Source organism: Microcoleus sp. LAD1_D3 (assembly GCF_036702135.1).
In the GTDB taxonomy this organism is placed as follows: Bacteria; Cyanobacteriota; Cyanobacteriia; order Cyanobacteriales; family Microcoleaceae; genus Microcoleus.
This window is the reverse complement of sequence record NZ_JAUBSB010000001.1, coordinates 139,230-164,894: the sequence shown is the minus strand read 5'-3', so window position 1 is coordinate 164,894 and position 25,665 is coordinate 139,230. Positions and strand designations below refer to the sequence as shown.

The window sequence follows — 25,665 nt, the reverse complement described above, 5'->3', positions numbered from 1 at the left end:
CTACTGCCTTCTACCTTCAGAAGACGCTCAACGTCTATAATCAGCAAGTTAAATATTTACGGCAAGACATATGGAACTAGCTCATAAAGATTTGCTACAACAAATAGCCCGACTATCGGAAACTTATGCTAATTTGGCCGATCGCCTGTCTCAAGCAGCAAAACAACTGCAAGACTCCGGTCTTCCTCCCTCTGACAGCTTGCTGCAAGAAGTAGCCGCCTACAGCCGCAACTTTGCTGCAGTCCAAAAACAAGCTCTCGAACTCAACAAATCCGCGATCGCACCGGGGGAAATTGCTTCCCTCAAAGACATTCAAAACTTAGTCGAGACTGCCGCAGCTTCTGAAGGTAAAGCAGAAATTCGCGATGCAGCATTGAAAGTGATCGATCGAGTATTGGCGATCGCCCACCGCGAACAAAGCGACTTCGCACCCTTACAATCAGTTCATGCCAAAGCCCGCGAACTGCAACGCGCGATTTCCGAATCAACCCCAACTCAACTGCATTCTGACGCAGAATCCTTAGTCAGCGGCAAACACCCAGTTTCAGCAGTGCTCGCCCTGGTGGAACAGCAAGACAAATTAGATGACGAACAGTGGGTAATTCTCGAAGAAACAGTCAGCGCCGCTTTTGGCAAACAAATAGCCGTAGCCATATCCAGAGGCAAATTAACTATTGCTGAGATGGTAAAAGCAGCACCTGCAAAAGTCGAACCAGCATTTAAAGCAGCGCCAGAACAAAAAATCAGCGCCGAACCTTTGCCAGAAGTGATTGTCATCCCGTCAGGAAATGTTGCACCGAAACAAGTTACAGTTGCGCCACAGATCCAGATTTTGGAATCCCCCGCACCTTCTGTCCCCATGCACGAGGTAATTATTGTTCCCAGCGTGGAAGTACCTCAGTCTCTTCAGACAACCGGTTCGGGGAACATTGTTTTTGGGGCACCCCGGAACATTCAACCAACGGTGGCAGCAGAGGGCGGTTTGGGAATCAAAGTTTTGGTGCACATTCAGGGAATTGGCGATCGAACTTTCGGTTCTCAAGAATACTCGGGTTCTAAGGGGCGGGGGCTGCGCGTCGAAGGATTTGCGATTAATATCGATCCGCCAATTCCCGGCTTAAATGTCGAGTACATGGCTCACGTCGAAGGTGTTGGCGATACTCCTTGGCTTAGCGAAGGAGAATTGGCAGGTTTTCGGGGTCAAGCGAAACGAATTGAGGGATTTGCGGTGCGGTTGAGCGGGCCGCAAGCTGATAATTACGACGTATTTTATAGCGCTCACATTCAGAATATCGGCGACACCGACGTGTCCTCCAACGGCGAATATTGCGGCACTCGCGGCAAAGCTTTGAGAATAGAGGGCATCAAAGTTTGGATCGCGCAGTCTGCGAGTTCCCAAGTTGTGGCGCCTGTGGGTTTAAAAGTGTTGGCGCATATTCAAGGAATTGGCGATCGAACTTTTAGCGATCGAGAATATGCAGGCACTCGCGCCAAAGGCCTCCGCGTGGAAGGATTTCAAATTAAAATAGAACCTCCCGTGCCAGGTTTAAATTTGCAGTACATGGCTCACGTTGAAGGAGTTGGCGATACTGCTTGGATCTCGGAAGGGGAGTTAGCTGGATTCCGGGGCAAAGCCAAGCGGATTGAGGGATTTGCCGCGCGGCTGACAGGGCCACAAGCTGATAAATACGACGTATTTTACACAGCTCACATTCAGAATGTAGGCGATACTCCTGTTACTACTAACGGTCAATATTGCGGCACTCGCGGCAAAGGTTTGAGGGTTGAGGGGATGACGGTTTGGGTTGAGGCGAAAGCGTAAAAATTGAGAATGAATGGAAAATTGGTAGTTGCATTTTCCATTCATTTTGTGTTGTTATATCATGTCCGGTTGGTTCGTTTTTGTATAATGTGCGCTCTCCTAGGAGCAGGTTTTATAAACCATTTCCGCCAAAAACTAATAATCCCATAAACCCCCCCTCTCAACGGTAAACCTCAATGTACATTTTTTCCATTTGATAAAAGTCAAGGTTGATATAGGTTATTAGTTGTGGGGGGCGGGTGTATGAGATGCTCCCAAGCTTGCATTAACAAGCTTAGTATTCAATTGCCTGTCAGTTCTTTCATAAATCGGAGTAGAGCGAGAGCAAACAATGACACCAACAGTCTTAGGTATAGACATCAGTAAAAAAGACTTTCATGTCTGATTATTGAAAGAAAGTCGTCGTGCGACTCAACCCAAAAAGTTTACGAACAATACTCAGGGCTTTGAGAGTTTACATAACTGGCTGACACAACAAAGTGTAGTCGAACTCCATGCAAGCACATGGAAGCTACTAGCATTTAGGGGTAAGCTTGAGCAGAATTCCTTCATGGGGAAGGTTTTCAGGTTTCGATCCTAATTATTTGACTGCTACCCCTTGACAGGTAAAGACAGTATCTACCAAATAGCGACAACAACCAAGTCGGATTTTGTCGATCTGTTGTAGGGCGGGCGGGTTTATGTAGATTCTTTGTACTTATTAAATATTGTTGGTAAAACCGGCCGCTACCAGATAATGAAAGGAACAGAATTCGATTTTGTCGATCGCCAAACGGGAAGGCACTTGCTAGATGCCCTGTATGAAAAATTTGCCAAACCCCAACTGCACGATACTTTTAAACCCAATAACCCGTCTATTTACATTCGGCACGAGTCAGGGCAAGTTGTTGATGGAAATTATATCATAGAAAAAGTGTTTGAAGACTCTCGCACTGGTTTTTATGCTGAAAGTCGCGTTCCCATTTCTGGCAATAATCCGCCTGTTTTGGTGATTCGCGGATATGGTTCTTGGTATCCTTTCGAGCACGTTTTGGAAGATACGCCAGATGTATTTATGGCAAAACTAGAACGCCAGCTAAAATCCGCGCAAACGGCGGGTGCTATTGATTGGATAAAACAGCAATTTCACAGCGGGAATCCGCCCGATGTCATCGGAGAAAGTTTGGGCGGCAAAGTTGCTCAGCAAATAGCCGCAAAATACCCGGATTATATTCGATCAACGGTAATTTTTAATTCTTTAGGCGTTTCAGAAAAGTTAGCTAAAACTTCCACCGCTAACAATGTTTTTCACTACTTTACTTTAGGTGAAAGGTATGCTTTCTGGGCAAATGAAGGCGATTACATACCGGGAACAATTTTTGTGATTTCCCAGAAAGGCAACAACTGTTGTTATAAAATCGAAGAGGCGATCGTCCGAATGGCGCGTTTTGAAGGCAAGTTTCAGAAAAGACGAGCTCTGGTGGTAGTATTGGCTCAGTTGCTTTTGGTAAACAGACACAATGCGATCGTCCTCAACAAGCGACGGCCGATAGTCGTTCAGATCGATCGCACTCAATTGCAAATTTTCCGAAAAAAGCGCTTTGTTTAAACTCAGACAGAATTGCTTCAGGCCGCAGATGGCTGGTTTTCCCGCGCTGCGACAGCGAGAAGCAGACAAAGTGCTGCGATCGCTTTTTCCCATTCTTGCTTTACAGCGGTGGGTTGAACCTCATCAAAGGCGCTAACTAAACGAGGGATCGCTCGTTCTAATGCCTGTCTAGGAATTGATTTGTGCAGATCAACTAAACGAGTTAAACTTTCTTGATTCTTCAAAAAACCGACTACCCATTTCGTAGTATGATCGGGACTGTCAGGGACGTTTTTAATTCCTAGTTCTGTGTGCAACCAGTCGTAAAAAGGCGGCAGCTTTTGAGCTAAAACAGTCCCAGCAGTTGGCAAAGTTTCTTTGAGCAAATTAGTATCCAGACTTTCCAAGAGTAGATTGAATTCCGGTGAATCCAGCAAGCTGGTTAATGGAAGTGAAAGCAGCGCTTCTGAAGCGTCAGGGGATACATTTAAAGTCCGCGAAAATGTTTGCAGCATTGGAAAGTATCTGGTAGAGATGACTTTTTTAGCCTAACAATCACGCGAATCAATGAATATGAGCTACCTCATATTAGCAAAATTGTAAGATCTCGATCGCCAAAGAAGCCTCTAAATCTAGCTGCGTGCATCGTCGGTTAATAATTCTCTATTAAATAATTTTACACAAATTCTCCCTTAGCAACCATCACCACCTTACCACCAACCAAAACTGCTATTTCCCCTTCATTTTTGGCAGCTTGTAACAACAGCAAAGAAGGTCGATCGATTTCATAACCCTGCTCAACTCTCACATCAATGTTTCCTTCCCCATAATAAGCATATTCTACCAAATATCCAGCCAAACAGCCGTTAGCACTGCCAGTCGCCGGATCTTCGGGAATTCCTAATGAATGGGCAAAAACTCGCACGCTTAAATCATTAACGTCGCTGTAGGTTTCTGGGCAAAATATCAAAATTTCTTTCGCTTCCATTGTATCAACTAGCTCAAAATATTTATCTAAGTTGACTTGAGCTTTTTTGAGCGAGGCGAGAGTTTTTAAGGGTACAATAATAAACGGCACTCCGGTCGAAACTTCTTGAATGGGGAATCTCGAATCAATTTCATCTGGTTCTAAATTCAGGACATTTGCTAGACTTTGGGCTGATAAAACTTCACCAAAACTAGGCGGGTTTTGTCGCATCCACAAAATATCTGCCGATTCATTGTGATAATTAAAAGTGACGGGGATTTGACCGACGGCTAGATTGAGAATTACTCGATCGACCTTTTCGCGAATAATCTCTTGCTGCAACACAAACGCAGTACCCAAAGTCGGATGACCGGCAAAGGGCAATTCCTTCTTGGGCGTGAATATCCGCACGTCATAGCCGCCATCTCGCGGATCGGGCGATCGAATAAACGTAGTTTCTGAATAATTGATTTCCCTCGCTATCAGCAGCATTTGGGCCTCAGATAGTTCGGCAACTCCTGCACCACAAAATACAGCGAGTTGATTGCCAGCATATTTTGACTCCGCAAACACGTCAACTATATAAAAATTCACATTTCCCTCGTTCAACAGTAGTTTGTGTAGCAGCGGTTTCAACCGCCTCCTCCTTATAAAAGAAGTTTTTAACTTGCTATTTCAAACAGCGAATTGCTTCCAACATTCCCCTGGCTTTATTGAGCGTTTCTTCGTACTCCAGATCCGGGTTAGAATCAGCCACCAAACCAGCACCTGCTTGCACAGAAACCGAATGTTTGTCACCACCTAAAGAACGAACAACCATAGTCCGAATGGCGATCGCACTATTCAACTGTCCCTCAAAATCATAATACCCGTAAACCCCAGAATAAGGCCCCCGGCGACAACCTTCCAACTCGTGCACAATCTCCATCGCCCGAATCTTCGGAGCACCGCTAACCGTGCCCGCAGGAAAACCAGCTTTCAACAAATCCCAAGCTGTCTTATCCTCAGCCAATTCTCCCACCACATTGCTCACAATGTGCATGACGTGAGAATAACGCTCAATTTCCATTAATTCGTCAACTTTTACAGTACCGTTTCGGCAAACTCTTCCTAAATCGTTCCTGCCCAAATCAACTAACATGACGTGTTCCGCAATTTCCTTCGGATCTTGCAGCAATTCAGCAGCCAAAGCATCATCTTCTTGAGGAGTTTTACCCCGGCGGCGAGTGCCCGCAATCGGCCGCAAAGTTGCTATCTTTTTGCCATCAGCAGTGTTTTCCGCCTTCACCATAATCTCGGGACTCGAACCGATAATCTGCCAATCTCCGAAATGAAAATAAGCCATGTACGGAGAAGGATTTATCAGACGCAAAGAGCGGTAAAGTGCAAAAGAATCGCCACTGTATTCAGCCTCTAGTCGCTGCGAAATAACTACTTGAAAAATATCTCCGGCTTTGATATAATCCTTAGCTTTTAAGACATTGGCACAATACTTTTCACGGGTAATATTGCTCGTGTAAGCCAATTCTGTATTTTCGGTTGTGGAACGGGCATCTTGCCCGTTATTGGGAGGTGTCCATTCTATGAGAGTAGATTGCCGGGAAAGCGGCGATTGCAGCTTCTGAACTAACTTGCCAACGCGATCGCACGCTTGCCCATAAGCATCGGCCAAATCAACCCCAACACCCCGCAAATCCGCATAGGCGACGGCCCAAATTTTCCGCTTCACCTGGTCGAAAATCAGCAAATTATCCACCTGCATCCACAACCCATCCGGCAACTCATTCTCGCTTGCTGGATGCACCGGAACTCGCGGTTCTATCCACTTAATTAACTCGTAACCCCAAAAACCGAATAGCCCGCCAATTCCCGGCGGTAACTGCGGCAATTTCACCGGTTGATAAGACTCCAAACATTCAGTTAAAGCTACAAACGGATCGCCCGTAAATACTTTTTCGGAACCGTCACGGTAAACTTGAGTTGTGCGAGATCCCCTTGCCTCCAAAATCCACAACGGATCGCACCCTAAGAAACTATAACGCCCAAGTTTTTCCCCACCTTCCACCGACTCCAATAGAAAACTGTAAGGTTGACCCGCACACACCCGATACCACGCAGATACCGGCGTATCCAAATCAGCAACCCATTCTTGATACACGGGTACAAAATTGCCTTGTTTCGCCAGTTCCGAGAATTGTGAGAAATCGGGAAATATCATATACTAACTTCGCTATACAATCAATAAACAAAAGACGGAAACCAACATCCCTCCGGCGACCGATACTCGCCAACTGCCATCACCGCCATCGGCTTGAGGGCGCGCAGCCCCTCTTGCAAGCACCAGCGAAACAAACTTGCATACCTCATCGGCAAGTGAAAAGCAAGCAGTTCATCGGAACTATACGCAGCGACACCCAAGAGCAAAGCCTGCATATCAGCTTCAGTTTCCGCGACGCTGTGGCCCAAAGCAGACACCGCACAAGTATAAGCCACAATCCGACCTTGCCGATCGGCAACGAAGGGAGAAAAGTAATTCAGGGCGTCTTGAATTTCCGAAGTTCGATCGCACCCACACAGTTTTTCGCACAAAGCCGCGCATTCAGCAACATCCTCACTTGTCATCGGTCGCACCTCAAACCCATACTGGGGCTGGCTGCGAAACTTCCCTTCCATTAACACGAAAGGTTCCTTCACCTCAAAACCCAAAGAAGCGTACAGCGACAGCGACGCCATATTAAAAGATTCCTGAACCAAACGAATACCCACAGCGTCCTCTCCGCGTTCCAGCAAAGCTTTCATGATTTGCCGTCCCGTGCCGCGGCCTTGAAAAGTGCGATCGACACTGACGGGCCCGATACCGCGAATCGGGTTGCGTTCGTCCATAAACCCGCAGCCGACAACCGCACCGGAACTCTCGGCTACTATGTCAAAAAACAATGGACTGTCAATCAGAAGACCAATTATTTCGGTTGAAAACTCCAGCGTCGGAAAATCTGTATTAGGGAATTGGTGGCGATCGGAAATACCTTTAAAAGCTTCATAATTAATGCGAGCGCAAACATCTATATCAGAAGGCTGCGCTCGCCTGATTGCAACATTCATTTTTAATTTAACGATTAACTTTTAATTAGATTTGAACTTGGCAGTAGTGTTCGGGTGCTGCGAGCGACGGCATCGGGCGCCCGAATACTACTGCAAAAACAAGTTTACAAGCTGAGCCGTTCGAGGCAATATTACCTAGGTTTTGCTCAGCGATGCAGTCATTGTCTAAGGATCGAAAGTCTTCTTACCTGTGAACTTGAGCGTAGCCGGATTTGGATTGCTGCCAATATTGCGGTCAATCTTACCGTTGTAGGGACGACCTTCGTTCACCTTCTCAGGGAACACGCCATCCTTGGGATGGAGGTACTCAGTAGTACCGTCGGGAAACACGCGGTAAATTTTGTAGTTCGTGATTTTGAATTTGGCCCGCAGTTGCTGGCCGCCCAAAGCGATGCACTGCTCCTTCCGGGGCAGATGCAGCAAGTTGTCGCCTTGACGCATAATCGCAGCGCCACCAGTAGGCATTTCAAACACCTGCTCCTTGGGGCTAGTCCAAGTGATAGCGTACTTCTCTTCAACTAGCGCCTTGGTCAGCAAGCCGCCGGTGCTGCCGCCGAAGATTGGGGGTTGTCCAGTAAGTTGTTCGGCCATAGATATATCCAAAGGATTTTTACGGCATCGTATCATCGAGACTGCACGCTGTTCTCGAAATTGTAAGGAAAATTAACAGTTTTTTGGCGATCGATCTTTTCTGATAATTGATAATTAGTAGTTAATAATTGATAATTGATAATTTCCACCAAAGTTATAAAACCAAATTAGGCAGCACGAATCCCGAAAAAATAATCCAAAAAAAACAGCAATTATTCTGGTGCTTGTGGGGCACCCGAATAATCGCACATTCCTCCAATTTCCCCCACACACGATCGAACAATTGACCGCGCCAACCCTAAGTCAAGAACCAATTAGGGTCATAGCCACGCGGAATTTGGCTCAAAGCAGTCCAAGTTTCTTGATTGACAATCCCGTTGGCCTGAATCCCAAAGCTTTTTTGAAATGCGCGAACAGCTTTCTCCGTCAAAGTAGCAAAGTCGCCGTCAATTTTACCACCATAATGGTTGGAAGTTTTGAGAACTTCCTGGACAGTAGCGACTGCTTCCCCAGAACTGCCGAATTTGAGTACCGGCATATTAACTGGAGCAGCAGTATAAAGCGCCTGCCAAGTCAGCGGCCCGACAATGCCGTCCGGCGACAAGAAAACCCGAAACTGAAACAGTTTCACAGCAAATTGAACTGCTTGGTTAAAAATTCCTTTAGCAGGCTGCCGATAAAGTTGCAACTTGGTTAGCAGTTGTTCGAGTTCCAATACCGCTTTACCTTGAGAACCTAATTGTAGTTGTGGCTTGTTGCCTATAGTTTGAGTAGATTTCATCTGGCTTGTAGGTGACATAATCGATTTTCCTACCCTCTAGGTTTGACTATTCTTCTGGGAAAAAACTTTTTCCGGGCGAAACATTTGCATCCTCAAATTTTCACGAATCAACACTGGCGTCGGCAGTGCCTCAACAGATTCGAGCGACTTTTACCATCTCACGACTTGTGGACAGGAGACTTATACCATTTGAGATTTGAGATTTGAGATTCGGCCTGACTGATTACTATGGGGGTTTGCAGCTTACCTACAGTTGGATTCTTGTTTTAAACTGATATTAATTTTTGGCAGCCTCCGTAGGTATTCTGTCGCCAAACCGGGTTTAAGACGGCAAGCGCATCCTGAATCTGCTTTGATACTTTTGATTTTAAAGCTGAACACCGCGTTGCCACATCACCTTTAAGGCTGATCTCACAGGGTGAGGATTGAGGGTGAGAGAGGGTGTAGCAGCGGAGGCTGGTTCTGCAGTGAAAACTTTTCTGTGCTATCGTGTCTCGGTCGATCGATTAACTCGATCGATACTTGCGTGATCTGACGCTCACAAACCCGTTTTTTTAACTGTGTTCGAGGGCTTTAAGCAAGTATTTTCGTTACCTGAAAAAACCGGAAATAATCCACACGATTTTGATTCGCATTGCTGACAGCAGACTGGAAATGCCGGAATCATATCAATTCCGGTAGCATCGGAATAGGAAAATCTAGTCAACAGCGATGCCCTGAGCGAAGCCGAAGGGTCAACAATCACGAATGGTGCAACCGGACTTGAGATAATTCATCTGCGTTAATCTGTGTTTATCTGTTCTCATCTGCAGTTAAAAAAAGAGAATGTATTAACCGCAGATGACAATGGATTGACGCTGATTCACGCAGAGGTCGAGAATAGAGATAGGAATAATTCCGATGCTAACAGATTTGATATCAGTCAGAACAAAATTGTTTGCGGCATTTTTTACAACTAAAGCAGAAGGCAAAGGTACGAGATTGGGACTGTCTATTGGCTATCAGATAGTAACTCAAAAACATTGGGGAAGTTGGAAATGTTTGTCATCGCTAGAAGGTGGAACAGAGTTTGCGATCGGTATTCCAATGTAGGATAGACCGAGGGGTAGTTTGCAGTCATTAGTGATTAGTCATGAGTTAACACTTGTCAATTGAGTCTAAACAGTGGGAATAGTAAAGTGAAATTCACTTCCTCGGTCTTTTCCTGCGGAATCTACCCAAATTTTACCGCCCCAGCCGGCAACAATCTGCTTGCAAATTGCTAATCCCAAACCGGTACCGCCGGCACTGCGGCGCAGCGCTCCTTCTTCTTGATAAAATCGATCGAACACTACTTTTAAACTATTGGCCTCTATTCCCCTCCCCGTATCAGCTACGAGCACTTCCACCATCCGAGAACCATTGCATTTCGCTCTTATGGTCACGCTTCCTTGAGGTGTGGTGAATTTGCAAGCGTTGTCTAGCAGTTTGGAGAGTACCTCCACCAGCCACTCTCCGTCAGCTTGCACTAAAGGCAATTCTGCCGAAACTTCGGCGATAATTTCCGGCAACTGTTGATCGACTGTGCGCGATCGCACGCTGCTGAGGGCCAAATCCACGCATTCTTGCAGCGTCAGCGATTCTACATTCCATTGAACTCGCCCGCTTTCTAAGTGAGAAAGAGTTAAGAAATCTTGCACGAGTTTCCGCATTCGATCGGCATCGCCGAGGGCAGTTTCTAACATGATTTGCCGCAACTGGGCGGGCATATCTGGTTCGGAGTTCAAACTTTCTAGACACACTTGAATCGTAGAAAGCGGAGTGCGGAGTTCGTGTCCGGTGATGGCAATTAGATTGCTGCGAGTGCGGTCTAATGCTTCTAATTGTTGGTTGAGTTCTTCTAAATGAGCGTAGGTTTCTGCTTGAATTAAGGCTGCCCCGAGTTGGGTGGCGATCGCCTCTACTAAAGCAATTTCGTCTTCTTCCCAAGCCAAAGTCGATCGGCACTGGTGCATTTCCACCATGCCCAAAACCCGCCCCTGATAAAGCACTGGCACCATTAACCAAGAGACAATTTGCCAATTTTTTACAGTTTTCTTCAGGAATTTTGTATTGACAATCAGGGGGTGTTGTGCTGTGTCTTGGATGTAAACTCGCTCTTGCCGCGCCACCGCATCGCTCCATATTTGATTTTCCTGCAAAAGCCAAGTCTGGTTTAGTAGAGAACTAGCACCCGGACGCAAAAACTCGCGATCGATTTTGACCGCCACATCTGCTGTCTTGCAGCGATAAATCAAACAGCGGCTTGCTGACAGTGCTGTTCCCAGTTCGTGCACTGCGACTTCGACGATTTCTTGCGGGTTGAGAGACTGCCGCATTGCCGTTGTAATTAAGTTTACGAGGCGTTCTTTGCGTTCCTGGGCGGCAATGGCGGCGTATGCTTTGAGCAGTTTGTGCTGGCCTGCTTGCAAGTAGGTTACTAAGCGTTCGGCAAAAGCATCGCTCAATTTGGGATTGGGAATTTTTGAGTTTTTTCCTGCACTTATGTCAGGTTTGGGGGCTTTGGAAGTGGCGGATTTCCTCGTTTTTTTCGGTGTTTTGACTAGCTTGTAAGTAGTTCGCGCTCGATCGATCTTTTCCGCCAATTCCGGGCGATAATTGACAATTTTATCGAGCAACAATGCGGCAGCTTTGGAGCTTACTTCGCGATCGAACGTCCAAATTCCTTCAAATCTGCGAGCTTGATCCATCAACAGTGGCCCGCGATCGTCCTGGTTGTCGATCGGCACAATTTTTTCTTGACAAATCAGGCAAGTTGAGTAGTTTTGCCCCAGCACCACTAAGTGCCACTCTTTACTTAATCCGTCCTCCGGTGCAAACGCCACAGTTTCGTGACACTCTGAAGCATTTTTAAAGTCAGTTTCCGGTGCTGCCAGCACGTATACCTGAGACGAGCGTGAGGCAATTCGCCGGTAGCGGTGAGCTTCCTGGCGGTAGAAGCGCTCTCGCTGAAAGCTTGCAATGACTAGCGGTTCGTCGTCTGAACCCGCCAAAACCAAGTCTTCCATCGCGTGAGACAGGGCTGTCATGGAAGATTTGAAATAAATTTGTGGCCGCAATTGGGGCCAAGCTTGCAGAAGTTCTGCCAGTAGCGAAATAGGGACGATCATCTAGCCTTAAACGTGCATTTTTGCCGATGACAAAACAGGATCGATAGGAGGTTTAGAGCGATCCCTTTTCAGTATCTGATACATTTATGCCTCATAACACGACTGTTTAAGTCATATCATGCTAGCAATAGCACTTAGACGAATCTAAGCAGAGGTATCCCTCCAAGACCTTGAGTTCATCCCAAAGTCACCTGTTTTTACCTCTAGGTTTTGACGCTAACTCATCTATTCAGGCTGGAATTCGGGCGTTAACACTCTCACCATTCAGACTTGTTAGGCACCGCTTGCGGATCTCTTGCATTATACTATTCTTGAGCTATTTGATATCAGTGCCATCAGTATCGGTTTTTGGCGAACCGGTTTTTGGCGATAGATCGGGCTAATCGGCAATTAAACTTTCAAAAATCACAAATAATTGGCCATTAGTTAAAAACTAACGGCCAATTATTTTGAGGACTTATATCCAATCTGGTTAGATTCGGAATGATACCGAGGGTGCGAGCATCGTCGCGAGCTCTTAAGCTCGCACTGAACTCGGAAAATGATTATTCCGATGCCAGCGGAAACGATTTTCACCAAAAATCTATGAAGAAAAAGAGTTTCGGACACCTAGGCTGTAAGTCCTATATTTTTTTGAGGCATCGCGCCTGAGTATAAATGCTGTGGCTGTGGTTGTATCAGGCTAGTTCGCCCCCTTCGTCGTTGCCGCCCGGAGATGATTTGTAGAGAGCATCTAATTGTTCGCGGGCGTCTTGCACAGTCAGCGAACGCATCACTAATAGTGGCTCATTGACAACGTTTCCGTATTCATCTAAAAGTTCTGGATGCGGTACAGATTGAGAGCGAGGAGAGGATGCGTAGGGATTATTTGCCCTGAATTGTTGAGGGCGCTGAGACTCCATACCTACGGTGACTAGACTGCGGATTAAGTTACCGACTGCCAGAAAGGCTAGAACGGTAAAAGCTAAAATATAAAGCAGGTGCAACATTATTTTCTCCTCCGGGCTAAACAGCCACACAGCAATTTACAAAAGTGTTTCAGCAAGTAATAACTTATTAACTGGAAATCTGTTTGAGGTTGTCAAGTGGGCCGCCACATTTCCCAGGGTTGGGGATTTGACTGCGGGTTGAACTTGAACTCGCTTCCTTATTTTCCAGGGGGAGCTGACTGCAATGAGCGAAAACGGGCCGATACTTGCCAGCATTCGGCGAGCAGTCTGTGCCACGGCATTAGTGCTGCGGTTTCAATCCCAACTTGACCTCCGGTTGCTTGAAATAGAGCTTTAGCTGCGCCTACTTCTTGCTGAGCCTGTTTGACTCGCGCCACCAAGTCAGATTGATCTTCGCCACTCAGAAAGGGAATTTCCTCAGTTTCTAAGAGGTTTGCCGATCGGTCGAACCAGTAATTGAAATCCTCTAATAGCGGTTCCAGTAACGCTTTGAGCAATTCTGATTCGGGCAAGTTGGAATTAAGCATGGACTAAAATTGGGTTATTTATTTATTATAATCTTAGACGGTCTTTACAAACTGTAACATATTTATAAAAAAAATTCAAGAATTTAACAACAATTAGCAGGTGAATGTGAATAAATTTAATTGTGTCAGCAGCGATTTTTGAGTCGAAATCCCCAAATTCTGCTAAGAACGTCCTAACCGTGAGGGCCGTTGCGTAATTTCCCGGAGTGTCCCCCTGCCGGAAGTCGGCGGTTGCTGTCCCAATCTGAGTAAGATAGAAGCAACTGCAACTAAATTAATTGCTAATTCAGCCGATGTCTAGCTCAGAATCCATGTCCCCTCCAGAAGAGTCCGTTAAGATTGAGTTGCCCCGCACGAGTGAGTCGGAGCCACTAAAAAAAATTCGCCACACCACCTCCCACGTTATGGCGATGGCGGTGCAGAAGTTATTTCCCAAGGCGCAAGTAACCATTGGCCCTTGGATTGAAAACGGTTTCTATTATGACTTTGACACTCCCGAACCTTTTACGGAACAGGATTTAAAAGCCATTAAAAAAGAGATGATCAAAATCATCAACCGTAAATTGCCTGTAATTCGAGAAGAAGTCAGCCGCGAGGAAGCGGAACGCAGAATTAAGGAGATTAACGAACCTTACAAATTAGAAATTTTAGAAGGTTTGATCGAACCGATTACTCTTTACCATGTGGGCGAGGAATGGTGGGATTTGTGCGCTGGGCCTCACTTAGATAATACCAGTGAGTTGAATCCAAAGGCGATCGAGCTAGAAAGCCTAGCAGGCGCGTACTGGCGCGGCGACGAAACCAAAGCTCAATTACAGCGCATTTACGGCACTGCTTGGGAAACTCCCGAACAATTAGCAGCATACAAACACCGAAAAGAAGAAGCATTAAGGCGCGATCACCGCAAATTAGGCAAAGAATTAGGCTTGTTTATCTTTGCCGATCCAGTTGGGCCAGGTTTGCCTTTGTGGACGCCGAAAGGCACTGTTTTGAGAAGTATTTTAGAAGATTACTTGAAACAAGAACAAATCAAGCGCGGCTATTTGCAAGTTGTGACTCCCCACATTGCCCGAGTCGATTTGTTCAAAATTTCCGGCCACTGGCAGAAATACAAAGAAGATATGTTTCCGCTGATGGCAGAAGATGAGGAAGCGGCAGCAAACGAACAGGGTTTTGTGATGAAACCCATGAATTGCCCTTTTCACATTCAAATTTACAAAAGTGAATTGCGTTCCTATCGCGAATTGCCGATGCGCTTAGCGGAATTCGGCACAGTTTACCGCTACGAACAATCGGGAGAATTGGGCGGTTTAACGCGGGTGCGCGGCTTTACGGTGGATGATTCCCACTTATTTGTCACGCCGGAACAGTTGGATCAGGAATTCTTGAATGTGGTGGATTTGATTCTGTCAGTCTTCAAGAGTCTGCAACTGAAAAACTTTAAAGCGCGTTTGAGTTTCCGCGATCCGAACAATTTAGAGAAATACATCGGTTCCGATGAAGCTTGGGAAAAGGCTCAAGGTGCAATCCGCCGCGCGGTGGAAACTTTGGGGATGAATTATTTTGAGGGAATTGGGGAGGCGGCTTTTTACGGGCCGAAACTCGATTTCATTTTCCAAGATGTCTTGGATAGAGAATGGCAATTAGGAACTGTTCAGGTAGATTACAACTTGCCCGAACGTTTTGATTTGGAATACGTCGCTGAAGACGGTGTTCGCAAGCGCCCGGTGATGATTCACCGTGCTCCTTTTGGTTCTTTGGAACGCTTAATCGGGATTTTGATCGAGCAGTATGCAGGGGATTTTCCGCTGTGGTTGGCGCCGATTCAGGTGCGGTTGTTGCCTGTCAGCGCGGAGTTTTTGCCGTTTGCCAAGGAAGTGGCGGCGAAGATGAAAATGCTCGGAATGCGCGCTGAAGCTGATGAGAATAGCGAGCGTTTGGGCAAGTTGATTCGCAATGCTGAGAAGGATAAAATTCCGGTGATGGGTGTTGTGGGTGCGAAGGAAGTTGAGGCGAATAGTTTGAATATTCGGACTCGTGCTTCTGGGGAGTTGGGGGCGATTTCGGTTGATGAAGTGATTCGGAGGTTGCAGGAGGCTATTAGTAGTTACGGGAATTTTTAGGGGATTTTAATCGCAGATGCACGCGGATTAACGCAGATGATATTTATAAATTGTCTGCGTTTTTCTAATTGATCGGCTAAAATCATATAATTAGGTAAATTAACAAGAGCTAGATTAATGCCTAATCCATTTCCAGGGATGAATCCTTATTTAGAAAGTCCTGAATTGTGGCGTTCTGTTCACAATAGGTTAATAGTGGCGATCGCAGATTTGTTAACTCCGCAATTGCTGCCTAAATATTTAGTAGATATCGAACAAAGAATTTATCAACTCAGCGGCGAAGATGCTTTAGTAATTGGCATTCCCGATGTCACAATACAACGCTCACTGGCTCCAACAACCGAGACTACTTCTAATGTCGCCGTTGCCGCTGGGCCCACCCAGTCTTTGAAGGTGAGAATACCTTGGCCAGTGGAAGTAAAAGAAAGTTATTTGCAGGTCATCGAAACTGAAACTAAAAAGGTAGTGACAGTGATTGAAGTGCTTTCTCCCACAAATAAGCGCCCTGGCAAAGGGCGAGAAATGTATGAAGCAAAGCGAGAAAGGGTGTTTGGTAGTCGCACTCATCTGGTTGAAATTGACTTGCTGCGAAGTTACCAACCCATGCTAGTTTTTGGGAACGATATTGAGGCAAGTTATCGAATTTTGGTAAGTCGGGCCAATCAAAAGCCTTTGGCGGATTTGTATCTTTTCAATTTACCCGATATGATTCCTCAGTTTCCCTTGCCTTTGCGCGCGGGTGATGCGGAACCAATTGTAGATTTACAAGCGTTATTAAATGGGGTTTACGATCGCGCCGCCTATGACTTTAGAATAGATTACACCGCCGCACCCGTTCCCCCCTTGTCGGAAGCCGATGCTGCTTGGGCTGACTCTCTGCTTCGAGAGAGGGGATTGAGGGGATAATATGAAGTAGTAATCTTGGACGCATCTCAAGCAAAGAAACCGGGTTTTTTGCTGTTTTGTGGGCTGTAATAAAGTATTATCGTGAAAAACCCGGTTTCTGGCCACCCGTGCATAAGTCCTAAGCAGGTAAATCCACAGGAGTTAAATCAATGCCTAATCCATTTCCGGGAATGAATCCTTATTTAGAAAGCCCTGACTTTTGGCCAGAAGTACATCACTTGCTGATTGGTATGATTCAGGAGTCTTTGGTTCCCCAACTGGTGCCAAAATATCGCGTTGCGATTGAAAAGCGGATTTATGAAATAAAGGGAGAACAATCTCTGTTAGTCGGGATTCCTGATGTTTCTATCCAGCGCAATCCGATTCCCAGAAATTCAACTACATCGAATGTGGCTGTGGCTACACGAACTACTGAACCATTGAAAATCAGATTAGCGATGTCTGAGGAGGTGAGAGAGGGGTATTTGGAGGTGATAGATATGGCGACTAAGGAAGTTGTGACAGTAATTGAGGTGCTTTCACCTGCTAATAAACGTCCGGGTAAAGGGCGCGAAATGTATGAAGAAAAGCGGGATAAGATATTCGCAAGTCGCACTAATTTTGTGGAGATTGATTTGTTGCGGGGTTGGGAACCTCTCCCAGTTTTGGACAATGATATTGCAGCCCATTATCGGATTTTGGTGAGTCGGGGAAATCAAAGACCTTTTGCGGATTTATACTTGTTTAATCTACCAGATGTGATTCCTTGTTTTTCGCTGCCTTTGGGTGCAGGCGATGTGGAACCGATCGTAGATTTGCAGGCGTTGTTGAATACAGTGTACGATCGCGCCGCCTATGACATTACCCTCGATTATATGGCTGAGTTAGTCCCTGCGCTTTCAGAATCCGATGCAGTTTGGGCGGATGCTTTGTTGTCCGAAACCAGCCTCCGACAATCTGAAACCTAAAAAACCCTACACAAAACGTTACATATTTGTTACCATCGTGGCGAGTCTGTCCTCAGCAGCCCCTCTATTAACCTTCTAAACTAACCACTATGAGTCAACCTCCCTCAGCAATTCCCGTCTCCGAAGAGTCCGCCGAAACTCAGACAGCACCGACAAACAATGCACCTCCACCTAGTTATGTCAAGCTGGCGATGCGGAATATGGTTCGCAAGCGGGCGACTTCTTTGTTTCATTTTGCCTTGACAGCGGCGGGACTTTTAGGCGTACTCGTCGGTTTGGCTTTTCTCGATCGCTATTTCAATTCTTAATCGAGGATTCCAACAATCAGCCTCTAATTTCGATCTCTAATTTCATCTTTCATAAATAGGCAATTAAGCTGATTGTTTTGCCTGCCTGTTGCAATCTCTAACAGATTACTGTATCTTGCCACCAACTGCAAAATCCCCTGCCGTTCGATCGCGCAATTGGAATTTGTAAAAAAATTGAATATATCCCTTGACAGGAGAGCAAAAAAATGTTAATTGAGGTGAACGTCGAAGACTGTTACGGGCTCGCCCAGCAGTCAGCCGACGCTTCCAACCTCCCTGAGATTGCAGCCAGCGGGGAGATTTGGGCCGAAACCTGGGAAAATTGGTTTAGCGTTTGGCTGGAAAACCAGGAAGAGTATGTGCCAGTCGCTCCGGGCTACGAAGTCAGTCTGCGTTTAACCGCCGATTCCGAGATGCAAGCCCTCAACCTCCAGTACCGCCAGCTCGATCGATCGACCGATGTACTAGCTTTCGCATCTTTAGAGGTAGACTGTCCTCAGCTAGAGGAAATGCAGTCATCCGAACCCCTATACTTGGGTGATATCGTCATCTCGATCGATACAGCTAACCGACAAGCCCAGCAGCAAGGACATCCCCTGAAGACCGAACTAGCTTGGCTCGCAGCCCATGGTTTTCTGCATCTTTTGGGCTGGGATCACCCGGATGAAGAAAGTCTGACTCAAATGCTAGATCAACAAGAAAAATTGCTGCAGGCGATCGGTCTTGCGATCCAAACAGCATAACTGAAGTTGATGGTGATTTAACAAATCATGTCAAGCCCAACATAACTTTCTGAAATTAAACCAAAACTTTAGTAAAAACTTAGAAAAGTTACCTAGACTTGATGAAGTTAATTTGAAAAGTGTAGCTTTCATTCATCTCTGTAAATTAAAGTTGGTTCTTTATGACACTAGATAGACCCTCAATTTCATCACAAATCGCACAGTTTCTGCCCATGCCTCAAGACTCTTCTAGCCAGACAGTCCAAGAGCCGAAAAAAGCCTTGAAATACAATCGAGAGCTGTCCTGGAAAATCGCATCTAGCTTAGCTACGAGTTTTAGATACGCTTGGGGGGGTCTGCGTTATGCTTTTGAAACTCAGCGCAATTTTCGGATTCACACTGTTATTGGCACTTTGGCGATCGGACTCGGCCTATTTTTGCAACTGAAACCTGTAGAAATATCTGTGATCGGCGTCACCATTGGCATAGTTTTAGCAATGGAACTGTTGAATACGGCGATCGAATCCGTGGTAGACTTGACAGTCGGGCAATCTTACCACGAACTAGCCAAAATTGCCAAAGACTGCGGTGCTGGAGCGGTTCTGGTATCGGCAATGGCTGCGATCATCGTCGGTACTGCACTTCTGCTTCCTCCTTTGTGGGCAGTCGTTCAAATTGCGATCGCCCGTCAGTAACTTATTGGGCGATTCCCTGCTGGATAGCTTCGCTTCACGCAAATTTTAGGTTTTAGATGACCAATTTGAGATTTTTAGTTTTATTCGTCTATATTGCAGCTATTTTTATCTTCGGCATCTATCTAAAATCTTGAAACCCTTGCTTTCAGGCAGCGAGTCAATCTAAAATCTAAAATCTAAAACCTAAAATCTAACTTAACCCGTGATTATAGTCATCGATAACTACGACAGTTTTACATACAATTTGGTACAGTATCTAGGAGAACTCGGTGCTGAGTTGCCGATAGCAAGCGAAGTGCAAGTCTACCGCAACGACCAAATTTCCTTAGCAGAAATTCGCCAATTGCAGCCAGCAGCAGTGGTGATTTCTCCAGGCCCGGGGCGGCCGGAAGATGCGGGAATTTCTCTGGAATTAATCAAAGAATTAGGCCCGACTCTACCAATTTTAGGCGTGTGCCTCGGACATCAAAGTATCGGTCAAGTATTCGGCGGCAAAATTGTTTCTGCACCCGTGTTGATGCACGGCAAAACTTCTCAGGTAGAACACGCAGGAGTCGGAGTTTTTCAGGGTGTGGAATCGCCGATGATTGCAACTCGCTATCACAGTTTGGTAATTGAAAAGCAGAGTTGTCCACAAGTGTTAGAAATTACGGCTTGGGTTGAAGACGGAACTATTATGGGCGTGCGGCACCGGGAATATCCGCACATTGAAGGTGTACAGTTTCACCCGGAAAGTATTTTGACGACTTCGGGAAAGCAATTATTGCGAAATTTCTTGGAACGGCTTTAGTTGAATTTCTCTGAATTTGTAGGGTTCGCTCTTATAGCACCTTACGGTGAGAGTAGGGTACACATTTTCGCACCTGAACCGCCCCAAAAAGGATACAAGCCCCCCACTCCTGTCGTGGTGAACCCCAAATTTTAGACTGCTGTTCGAGATTCCAGATTCAATGCTGCAAGTAAATCTAAAATCTAAAATCTAAAATCTAAAATCGACTGACGGTGTTTTGTGGTATAACAACAAACGACCAACACCCGACAACCCCAACCTAAAGATGAAACGGCGACAATTAATACGTTACGCACAGACGGGTTTGCTAGGAGCTTTCTTCACGGGTTTGCCATCTGGATGGGAAAGCTATCAAGCTCAAACTGCTGATTCTTTGTCGGTTCAGTGGTTGGGCCACACTTGCTTCTTGTTTGCCGGAGGCGGTGCGAGGGTGCTGGTGAATCCTTTTCGCCCCCTGGGCTGTACGGCAGGCTATCGTTCTCCTAAAGTGCCAACAGATTTGATTCTGATTAGCAGCCGGTTGCTCGATGAAGGGGCGATCGACGGATTTGCGGGCAATCCCGGCCTTTTGTACGAGCCTGGGTCTTACAGGTCTAACGGGCTGCGGATTCAAGGGATTCGGACGGAAAAAGACCGTGAGGGAGGAAGGCGATTTGGGGTCAATGTGGCCTGGCTGTGGCAGCAAGCGGGCGTTAAGATTTTACACTTGGGCGGAGTTGCTGGCCCGATCGGCATTGAAGAACAAATCTTGATCGGGCGGCCCGATGTAGTGCTGATTCCCGTGGGCGGAGGGCCGAAAGCTTACACTCCGGCGGAAGCGAAGCAAACTTTGCAGCTTCTCAAACCGAAGATGGTGATTCCGACACATTTCAAAACCCAAGCCGCCGATGCTGCTGCGTGCGATTTGGTGCCGCTAGATGAATTCTTGGCGCTGATGGATGGTACGCCGGTGCGCCGATTGAATAATGACACGATTTCGATCAAATCTGCTGACTTACCCCAAACTGGTTCGGTGATTGAGGTTTTGAGTTACAGATTTAGCGGTTGATGCCCGATTTCTCAGCTTGCGTTATAGTAAGGAAGTTTTGGTCGATCGGGGATGCAAGAGAAATTTCTCTCTATCTTAGCCTCTGGCAACCTTGCCTTTTGTCGAGATTTGGCTAACATAACAATTCATGTTCACGGTTTTATCTCATAAGGAAATGCAAGCGCAATGAAAAATCAAAATTTACCTAGCTGGATGAAACAACTCACAGGTTTCGCAGGAGTAATCGGCGCTAGCGCGTTAATCGGTTTCCCGGCTTGGGCTCACATCACCTCCAACACCAATGTTGCTAATGCAACTCAAACTTCACAAGTTGCAGGAAAAGTGAAAACCGCTGCTTCACCGGCACCCACTTCCGCTTCACCTGCACCAACTGGCGCTTCACAGACACCAACTGGCGCTTCACCGGCACCAACTTCCGCTGCTAAGGATATTGTTGCTATTGCATCTGGCGACGCTCAATTCGAGACGTTGACGAAGGCTTTGGGAGCTGCAGGTTTGGTGACAACTTTACAAGGAAAAGGCCCTTTCACTGTTTTTGCTCCGACTGATGCGGCATTTGCTGCTTTGCCAGAAGGAACTGTGGAGAACTTGCTCAAACCGGAAAACAAAGCCCAACTTACTAAGATTTTAACTTACCACGTTGTTCCTGGTTCGGTTGTATCTACGAGCCTGAAATCGGGCGATGTTAAAAGTGTGGAAGGCTCCTCGCTGAAGGTGGCAGTTAACGCAGGCAAAGTTACTGTCAGCGGCGCTAATGTTGTGAAAGCTGATATCAAAGCTAGCAACGGCGTTATTCACGTAATTGACAAGGTTTTGATGCCGCCTGCTCAAACAAAGTAGGACTAGGGTTTTTTGCATCAATTAATGTCAGATTCGGTTAAATGAAGGCGAAGTAAGGACACAGCGATGTTGTGTCCTTATTTTTATGGCAGGCAATTCAGAATTAATATAGATAAAGCTTTAGCTAGCTGCGGGTATCTACAAAAATGGCTGCCAACCCTTACCCCGGTAGCCCAAATCGAAGACTTCGGGATGGAGAATTTCTGCTAAAATTTCTAACGAATCGACCAATCTCGGCCCTGGGCGATTAAAGTAAGAGTTGCCGTCAGTTATGTAAACTTTCCCGGTTTTTACTGCGTGCAAATTAGGCCATTCTACGTATTTAGTTATCTGCATTGCTTCGCTGCGAGTTCGGCTTAAATCAAAGCCACAAGGCATGAAAATAATTACATCGGGATTAGCTTCTACTAGCGATTCCCATTTTAGCCAAGGGGAATGTTCCCCGACAATTCCAAATAGCGAATTGCCTCCCGCCATTGCCACTAATTCGGGAATCCAGTTACCCGCAGCCATCAAAGGTTCAATCCACTCGATGCAAGCTACTTTGGGAAGTCTCTCTTTTGTGGTAATAATAGAGGATGCTTGTGTTTTCGAGGTAATAGCATCGATGCGGGATTGCAAAAGGTCGATCGCACTTTTGCCATTTACCCCCAAAGCATCAGCAACTCGCTGAATATCCGTCCAGATTTCTGCTAGCAGATTCGGCTGTAAAGAAATAATTTCCGGCTTGCTATTTACCAGCGTGCTTACCGCTTGTTCAACCTCTGTTAGAGAACAAGCGCAGACTTCACATTGAGCTTGAGTAATAATGTGAGTCGGCTGCAATTTTTCCAAAGTATCTATTTCTACTTTATAGACACTCAGCGCATTTTGCAACAATTCTGTCACGCGGTTGTGAATTTCGCTGCTAGTTCCTTCGGGATTGAATTTAGGCTGAGTGCAAACAGGTAACTTTTGGATTTCTGGGGGGTAATCGCATTCGTGGGAACGGCCCACAATTGCATCGGTTAATCCTAAAAGTGCTACAATTTCGGTGGCACTGGGAATTAGAGAGACAATTCTTGGTTGGTTCATTGGTTTTCTGTTTTTTACCGCTTCGCAAGCACAGGGGGGACGCCCGTGCCACAATAAAAGGGATTGTTAAATTTTTAGTTTTTTTAAGTATTGCAAATCTTGCCATGCTTGAATTAGATTACCTTGCATCAGAGCCGCTACGCCGTTTAAAACTCTAATTTCCGGTAGGTTGGAGTTGAGAGCGATAGCAGGTTTTAAGGCTGTTTGAGCGGCTTTGGGATGCCAGCCGTACAGGTGTACGAAAGCGAGATAAGCATAGGCGTAGGGGTTTTGAGAGTCGAGTTGAGTGACTTTTTCTAAAGCTGCGATCGCACTTTCGACATTCTGCTGCAATACCCGAGAAAATGCCAAAGCATAAGCCAATTCTAGGTTATTTGGTTCCTGCTGCAACCGATATTCTAACGCTTGTTCCGCTTGCACCGTATAATCTTGAATTGGATCGTACTGATTGATCCGCCCAATCTGCTCGAACACAGGTTCTAAACCGGGCAATCCTTTGGGTAAATTAACCGCCATCGCCCGCAATTGAGTCACCAAATCTAACTCAGGCTTATCTGTATTATCCACGTTCCCATGATCTGCCTGAGAACGCATATCCAGAGGCTCTGCCTCGATCTTAACACTAACTGCCGGCACATTAATCGGATAAGTTTCCCCGGTTTTCCGATTTAGATAAGTAGCTTGCAGATTGTAAGTTCCCGGTGCAATATTAGCAGGAGGAAGCATCGCCGTGCGATCGACAACTCGAAACCCCACAGCAAATTTATCCGCTTCCAGCATCCCCGGATGCAAAGTCGCCTGGGCGATCGCGCGATCGTGTAAAATCCTGAAAGTCTGTCCCGGTGGAATATCGCCAGACTGCTGATTTTGCCACGTTACCAACACTAAACCAGACTGCAACTGCTGCCAAGGCCCAGACCAAGTATAAGTAACCGGCAACGCCACGCCGGGAACTGCTTTTGCAGCGACAGTAACTCGATCTAATTGTACTTGCGATCGCCCTTCGTTCAACGGCTGTATTTCGACAGGCTGCACTCGCTTCCGATAAAGATTTAAGTTAGTATAATCTGGCAAAATCCAAGTTTTATCTAACTCAAATTTATCCCCTTTTTCAATCGCCGTTACGGCGGCATTTTGAGCTTGTTTAATCCGTTCGCGAATCGAACCTTGCGGGCCAGTTTTGGTTATGAACCAAGAGAGCGATCGCACATCTTGCGGCACTTCTTTTAAATTCGTTCCCACCTGCCGCCCGTAAACCTGAAAATTCGCCAAAGCACCGTAATAATTCAAATTATGCTGGTTAATTTCCGGCGTAGAAGGCAACACGCCTAAAGTAGATTGCAAATAAGGTTCCCGATCAATTATTTCGGCAATTACCTCTCGGTGCGGCCACTCTTTCCCCAAGTAAGGATAGTTAGAATTGCCGGGACTGATAATTTGGACTAAGCTATGTCCAAAAGCACCTCCCAGCGGCCACATATGGAACAGCATCGCTAGAATTGCCAAGCCAATTGTACCCCAGCGAATTTGTCGTCCCCACCGAGAAGGCCACAGCGTTAAACAGTAGGCTAAGAAAATAGATAAAACTGGCAAATAAGGTATCACATATCGGTCGTCTTTGTTGATATTTAGAGAATTAATTAAATAAGCTCCTACCCAGAAAACAGCCAGCCAGCGACAGGAGTTGAGATGCAAGATTGACGAACTATCTTGCCGACGACGCCAATAAAGTATTAATCCTACTAAGGGAATAAGTAACAGAGGCCAAGAAATGTGTTCGGGTAAGTGTTGACCGTAGTAAATCCAAGCGTCGATCGTATTGAGGGCAGGATCTCCTTCGGCGATCGCAGAATCCAGCGTTGCCCGTTTTCCCCCGGTCAAAATTAACAGCCAATTGGTTTTTGCCCAGGGCCCAAACACAGCCACCGACAGCAACAGAGCACCAGTTAATTGACCTAATCTCCCCCAAGCTTTTTGCCGCACAGCACCCACAGCCAACCACACAATCGGGGTAAACAGAAATAATACGGTAGTGTGTTTAACTAATATTGATAAACCGAGAGAAATTCCAAAGGCGATCGCCCAAAAGAAAGACGACGGGGAGAGTGAGGGAGTGGGGGAGGGGGAGAATTTATACTTTTTCTTTGTTCGTTCCTCCAACTGAATTCTATCGGTTACATCCGTTAAATCCGTTGCCGAACTTCCTTCTTCCTTCTTCCTTGTTCCTTCAGAAGCCTTCCACATTGTCAGACAATAGAAAGCAAAAGTAATCGCAGCAGTGAGGGGATAGTCGAGCAAAAATTGCAAGCGGAACCGATAAAGCCCCGGTAACAAAACGCAAATTGCAGCGGCCCACAAACCGACTTGCCGGTTAAATAGTTGGACGCCCAGACTGTAGACTGAGGCGAGGAGAATTGCACTAAATAATAAATGAACGAGGGTTGCCCGATCGCCCCCAGGACCGAAAACCTGAAGAAACGGAACCGTTAAGATGTATGCCAAGGGCGGAATTTTCGTCGAAAGCAGCCAGAAGTTTGTCCACCACTCCCCGGAAAGCCACTGAGGATGCTGCAACGCCTGCAAGTATTTCAGGGTGCTAGTCAGGTAGTCTGCTTGATCCCACGCCTGGACAGATCGATCGAGGGCAAACCAGAGGCGATCGCTAATTGCCCCCAGCAGCCAAATTATGCCTAAGACAAGCAGACTCTTGCCCTCGCTGTCCCGATGTTGCTGTGCCATTGCGATTTTTGGATTTT

At 46.2% G+C, this 25,665-nt stretch carries 23 protein-coding genes; 12 read left to right on the top strand and 11 right to left on the bottom strand.

The genetic code is table 11. The features are described from left to right. Positions 1-70: 70 nt before the first annotated feature. Both QUA74_RS00615 and QUA74_RS00610 read left to right on the top strand, forming a co-directional pair. Entirely contained in the window at positions 71-1,822 is a 1,752-nt protein-coding gene (locus QUA74_RS00615; RefSeq protein WP_333324011.1) for a hypothetical protein, read from the top strand. A gap of 736 nt (positions 1,823-2,558) precedes the next feature. Beyond that, positions 2,559-3,410 carry a hypothetical protein gene (locus QUA74_RS00610; RefSeq protein WP_333324009.1) on the top strand — a complete coding sequence of 284 codons (852 nt, stop codon included), beginning with the start codon at positions 2,559-2,561 and terminating at the stop codon, positions 3,408-3,410. A 17-nt stretch (positions 3,411-3,427) separates the two neighbouring features. Here QUA74_RS00610 and QUA74_RS00605 read toward each other — a convergent pair whose 3' ends face one another. From QUA74_RS00605 to QUA74_RS00580, 6 genes are all read right to left on the bottom strand, one after another. Beyond that, complete coding sequence (locus QUA74_RS00605) at positions 3,428-3,904, bottom strand: hypothetical protein (RefSeq protein WP_333324008.1); 477 nt, start codon at positions 3,902-3,904, stop codon at positions 3,428-3,430. 161 nt (positions 3,905-4,065) lie between these two features. Beyond that, a complete protein-coding gene (locus tag QUA74_RS00600) occupies positions 4,066-4,950 on the bottom strand; it encodes a PhzF family phenazine biosynthesis protein (protein ID WP_333324153.1) in 885 nt (294 codons plus the stop codon). Positions 4,951-5,026: 76 nt separating this feature from the next. Further along, on the bottom strand, positions 5,027-6,574 hold the full coding sequence (trpE, locus tag QUA74_RS00595) for an anthranilate synthase component I (RefSeq protein WP_333324006.1): 1,548 nt from the start codon (positions 6,572-6,574) through the stop codon (positions 5,027-5,029). A 20-nt stretch (positions 6,575-6,594) separates the two neighbouring features. Then, positions 6,595-7,458, bottom strand: a complete 864-nt coding sequence (locus QUA74_RS00590; protein WP_333324004.1) for a GNAT family N-acetyltransferase — start codon at positions 7,456-7,458, stop codon at positions 6,595-6,597. Positions 7,459-7,623: 165 nt separating this feature from the next. Continuing rightward, entirely contained in the window at positions 7,624-8,049 is a 426-nt protein-coding gene (locus QUA74_RS00585) for a photosystem I reaction center subunit II PsaD (RefSeq protein WP_333106609.1), read from the bottom strand. A 298-nt stretch (positions 8,050-8,347) separates the two neighbouring features. Beyond that, a complete protein-coding gene (locus QUA74_RS00580; protein ID WP_333324002.1) occupies positions 8,348-8,848 on the bottom strand; it encodes a peptidoglycan-binding protein in 501 nt (166 codons plus the stop codon). An 882-nt stretch (positions 8,849-9,730) separates the two neighbouring features. On the opposite strand from QUA74_RS00580, the gene QUA74_RS00575 reads away from it, so the two are divergent. Then, positions 9,731-9,922 carry a hypothetical protein gene (locus QUA74_RS00575; RefSeq protein ID WP_333324000.1) on the top strand — a complete coding sequence of 64 codons (192 nt, stop codon included), beginning with the start codon at positions 9,731-9,733 and terminating at the stop codon, positions 9,920-9,922. A gap of 65 nt (positions 9,923-9,987) precedes the next feature. Here the strand turns inward: QUA74_RS00575 and QUA74_RS00570 are convergent, their stop codons facing one another. The 3 genes from QUA74_RS00570 to QUA74_RS00560 all read right to left on the bottom strand — a co-directional run bounded on the left by QUA74_RS00570 (position 9,988) and on the right by QUA74_RS00560 (position 13,456). After that, positions 9,988-11,979, bottom strand: coding sequence for a DICT sensory domain-containing protein (locus tag QUA74_RS00570; protein WP_333323998.1), 1,992 nt, complete (start codon positions 11,977-11,979; stop codon positions 9,988-9,990). A gap of 677 nt (positions 11,980-12,656) precedes the next feature. Continuing rightward, positions 12,657-12,968: a DUF2973 domain-containing protein gene (locus QUA74_RS00565; protein ID WP_333323996.1), complete on the bottom strand. Its 312-nt coding sequence runs from the start codon at positions 12,966-12,968 to the stop codon at positions 12,657-12,659. Positions 12,969-13,126: 158 nt separating this feature from the next. Beyond that, positions 13,127-13,456, bottom strand: coding sequence for a DUF2605 domain-containing protein (locus QUA74_RS00560; RefSeq protein WP_333044728.1), 330 nt, complete (start codon positions 13,454-13,456; stop codon positions 13,127-13,129). Positions 13,457-13,749: 293 nt separating this feature from the next. Between QUA74_RS00560 and thrS the strand changes: the two genes are divergently transcribed. From thrS to QUA74_RS00515, 9 genes are all read left to right on the top strand, one after another. Continuing rightward, positions 13,750-15,579 (top strand): threonine--tRNA ligase, encoded by a 1,830-nt coding sequence (gene thrS, locus QUA74_RS00555; RefSeq protein WP_333323994.1) that lies wholly within the window; start codon positions 13,750-13,752, stop codon positions 15,577-15,579. Between the two features lie 117 nt (positions 15,580-15,696). Further along, positions 15,697-16,485 (top strand): DUF4058 family protein, encoded by a 789-nt coding sequence (locus QUA74_RS00550; protein WP_333323992.1) that lies wholly within the window; start codon positions 15,697-15,699, stop codon positions 16,483-16,485. Positions 16,486-16,634: 149 nt separating this feature from the next. Next, positions 16,635-17,432: a DUF4058 family protein gene (locus QUA74_RS00545; protein ID WP_333323990.1), complete on the top strand. Its 798-nt coding sequence runs from the start codon at positions 16,635-16,637 to the stop codon at positions 17,430-17,432. Positions 17,433-17,521: 89 nt separating this feature from the next. Further along, positions 17,522-17,740 (top strand): DUF3285 domain-containing protein, encoded by a 219-nt coding sequence (locus QUA74_RS00540; protein ID WP_333323989.1) that lies wholly within the window; start codon positions 17,522-17,524, stop codon positions 17,738-17,740. A 206-nt stretch (positions 17,741-17,946) separates the two neighbouring features. Further along, positions 17,947-18,483: an rRNA maturation RNase YbeY gene (ybeY, locus tag QUA74_RS00535; RefSeq protein WP_333323987.1), complete on the top strand. Its 537-nt coding sequence runs from the start codon at positions 17,947-17,949 to the stop codon at positions 18,481-18,483. A gap of 161 nt (positions 18,484-18,644) precedes the next feature. Continuing rightward, positions 18,645-19,157 (top strand): diacylglycerol kinase family protein, encoded by a 513-nt coding sequence (locus tag QUA74_RS00530; protein WP_333323985.1) that lies wholly within the window; start codon positions 18,645-18,647, stop codon positions 19,155-19,157. Between the two features lie 202 nt (positions 19,158-19,359). After that, positions 19,360-19,947 (top strand): aminodeoxychorismate/anthranilate synthase component II, encoded by a 588-nt coding sequence (locus QUA74_RS00525; protein ID WP_333323983.1) that lies wholly within the window; start codon positions 19,360-19,362, stop codon positions 19,945-19,947. A gap of 265 nt (positions 19,948-20,212) precedes the next feature. Then, positions 20,213-20,995: an MBL fold metallo-hydrolase gene (locus QUA74_RS00520; protein ID WP_333323981.1), complete on the top strand. Its 783-nt coding sequence runs from the start codon at positions 20,213-20,215 to the stop codon at positions 20,993-20,995. A 165-nt stretch (positions 20,996-21,160) separates the two neighbouring features. Next, positions 21,161-21,835, top strand: coding sequence for a fasciclin domain-containing protein (locus tag QUA74_RS00515; protein WP_333323979.1), 675 nt, complete (start codon positions 21,161-21,163; stop codon positions 21,833-21,835). 138 nt (positions 21,836-21,973) lie between these two features. Here the strand turns inward: QUA74_RS00515 and QUA74_RS00510 are convergent, their stop codons facing one another. Together QUA74_RS00510 and QUA74_RS00505 are read right to left on the bottom strand one after the other, a co-directional pair. Beyond that, positions 21,974-22,909, bottom strand: a complete 936-nt coding sequence (locus tag QUA74_RS00510; RefSeq protein ID WP_333323977.1) for a cobalamin-binding protein — start codon at positions 22,907-22,909, stop codon at positions 21,974-21,976. A gap of 66 nt (positions 22,910-22,975) precedes the next feature. Then, complete coding sequence (locus QUA74_RS00505; protein ID WP_333323975.1) at positions 22,976-25,648, bottom strand: phospholipid carrier-dependent glycosyltransferase; 2,673 nt, start codon at positions 25,646-25,648, stop codon at positions 22,976-22,978. Between the last annotated feature and the right edge of the window lie 17 nt (positions 25,649-25,665).

Bases quoted from the DNA above. Each gene is read 5' to 3' on its own strand.
- QUA74_RS00565 (WP_333323996.1), bottom strand. From the start codon at position 12,968: ATGTTGCACCTGCTTTATATTTTAGCTTTTACCGTTCTAGCCTTTCTG.
- QUA74_RS00615 (WP_333324011.1), top strand. From the start codon at position 71: ATGGAACTAGCTCATAAAGATTTGCTACAACAAATAGCCCGACTATCG.
- QUA74_RS00605 (WP_333324008.1), bottom strand. From the start codon at position 3,904: ATGCTGCAAACATTTTCGCGGACTTTAAATGTATCCCCTGACGCTTCA.
- QUA74_RS00610 (WP_333324009.1), top strand. From the start codon at position 2,559: ATGAAAGGAACAGAATTCGATTTTGTCGATCGCCAAACGGGAAGGCAC.
- QUA74_RS00590 (WP_333324004.1), bottom strand. From the start codon at position 7,458: ATGAATGTTGCAATCAGGCGAGCGCAGCCTTCTGATATAGATGTTTGC.
- QUA74_RS00560 (WP_333044728.1), bottom strand. From the start codon at position 13,456: ATGCTTAATTCCAACTTGCCCGAATCAGAATTGCTCAAAGCGTTACTG.
- QUA74_RS00510 (WP_333323977.1), bottom strand. From the start codon at position 22,909: ATGAACCAACCAAGAATTGTCTCTCTAATTCCCAGTGCCACCGAAATT.
- thrS (WP_333323994.1), top strand. From the start codon at position 13,750: ATGTCTAGCTCAGAATCCATGTCCCCTCCAGAAGAGTCCGTTAAGATT.
- QUA74_RS00540 (WP_333323989.1), top strand. From the start codon at position 17,522: ATGAGTCAACCTCCCTCAGCAATTCCCGTCTCCGAAGAGTCCGCCGAA.
- QUA74_RS00520 (WP_333323981.1), top strand. From the start codon at position 20,213: ATGAAACGGCGACAATTAATACGTTACGCACAGACGGGTTTGCTAGGA.
- ybeY (WP_333323987.1), top strand. From the start codon at position 17,947: ATGTTAATTGAGGTGAACGTCGAAGACTGTTACGGGCTCGCCCAGCAG.
- QUA74_RS00550 (WP_333323992.1), top strand. From the start codon at position 15,697: ATGCCTAATCCATTTCCAGGGATGAATCCTTATTTAGAAAGTCCTGAA.
- QUA74_RS00580 (WP_333324002.1), bottom strand. From the start codon at position 8,848: ATGTCACCTACAAGCCAGATGAAATCTACTCAAACTATAGGCAACAAG.
- QUA74_RS00575 (WP_333324000.1), top strand. From the start codon at position 9,731: ATGCTAACAGATTTGATATCAGTCAGAACAAAATTGTTTGCGGCATTT.
- QUA74_RS00515 (WP_333323979.1), top strand. From the start codon at position 21,161: ATGAAAAATCAAAATTTACCTAGCTGGATGAAACAACTCACAGGTTTC.
- QUA74_RS00570 (WP_333323998.1), bottom strand. From the start codon at position 11,979: ATGATCGTCCCTATTTCGCTACTGGCAGAACTTCTGCAAGCTTGGCCC.
- QUA74_RS00530 (WP_333323985.1), top strand. From the start codon at position 18,645: ATGACACTAGATAGACCCTCAATTTCATCACAAATCGCACAGTTTCTG.
- QUA74_RS00545 (WP_333323990.1), top strand. From the start codon at position 16,635: ATGCCTAATCCATTTCCGGGAATGAATCCTTATTTAGAAAGCCCTGAC.
- trpE (WP_333324006.1), bottom strand. From the start codon at position 6,574: ATGATATTTCCCGATTTCTCACAATTCTCGGAACTGGCGAAACAAGGC.
- QUA74_RS00505 (WP_333323975.1), bottom strand. From the start codon at position 25,648: ATGGCACAGCAACATCGGGACAGCGAGGGCAAGAGTCTGCTTGTCTTA.
- QUA74_RS00585 (WP_333106609.1), bottom strand. From the start codon at position 8,049: ATGGCCGAACAACTTACTGGACAACCCCCAATCTTCGGCGGCAGCACC.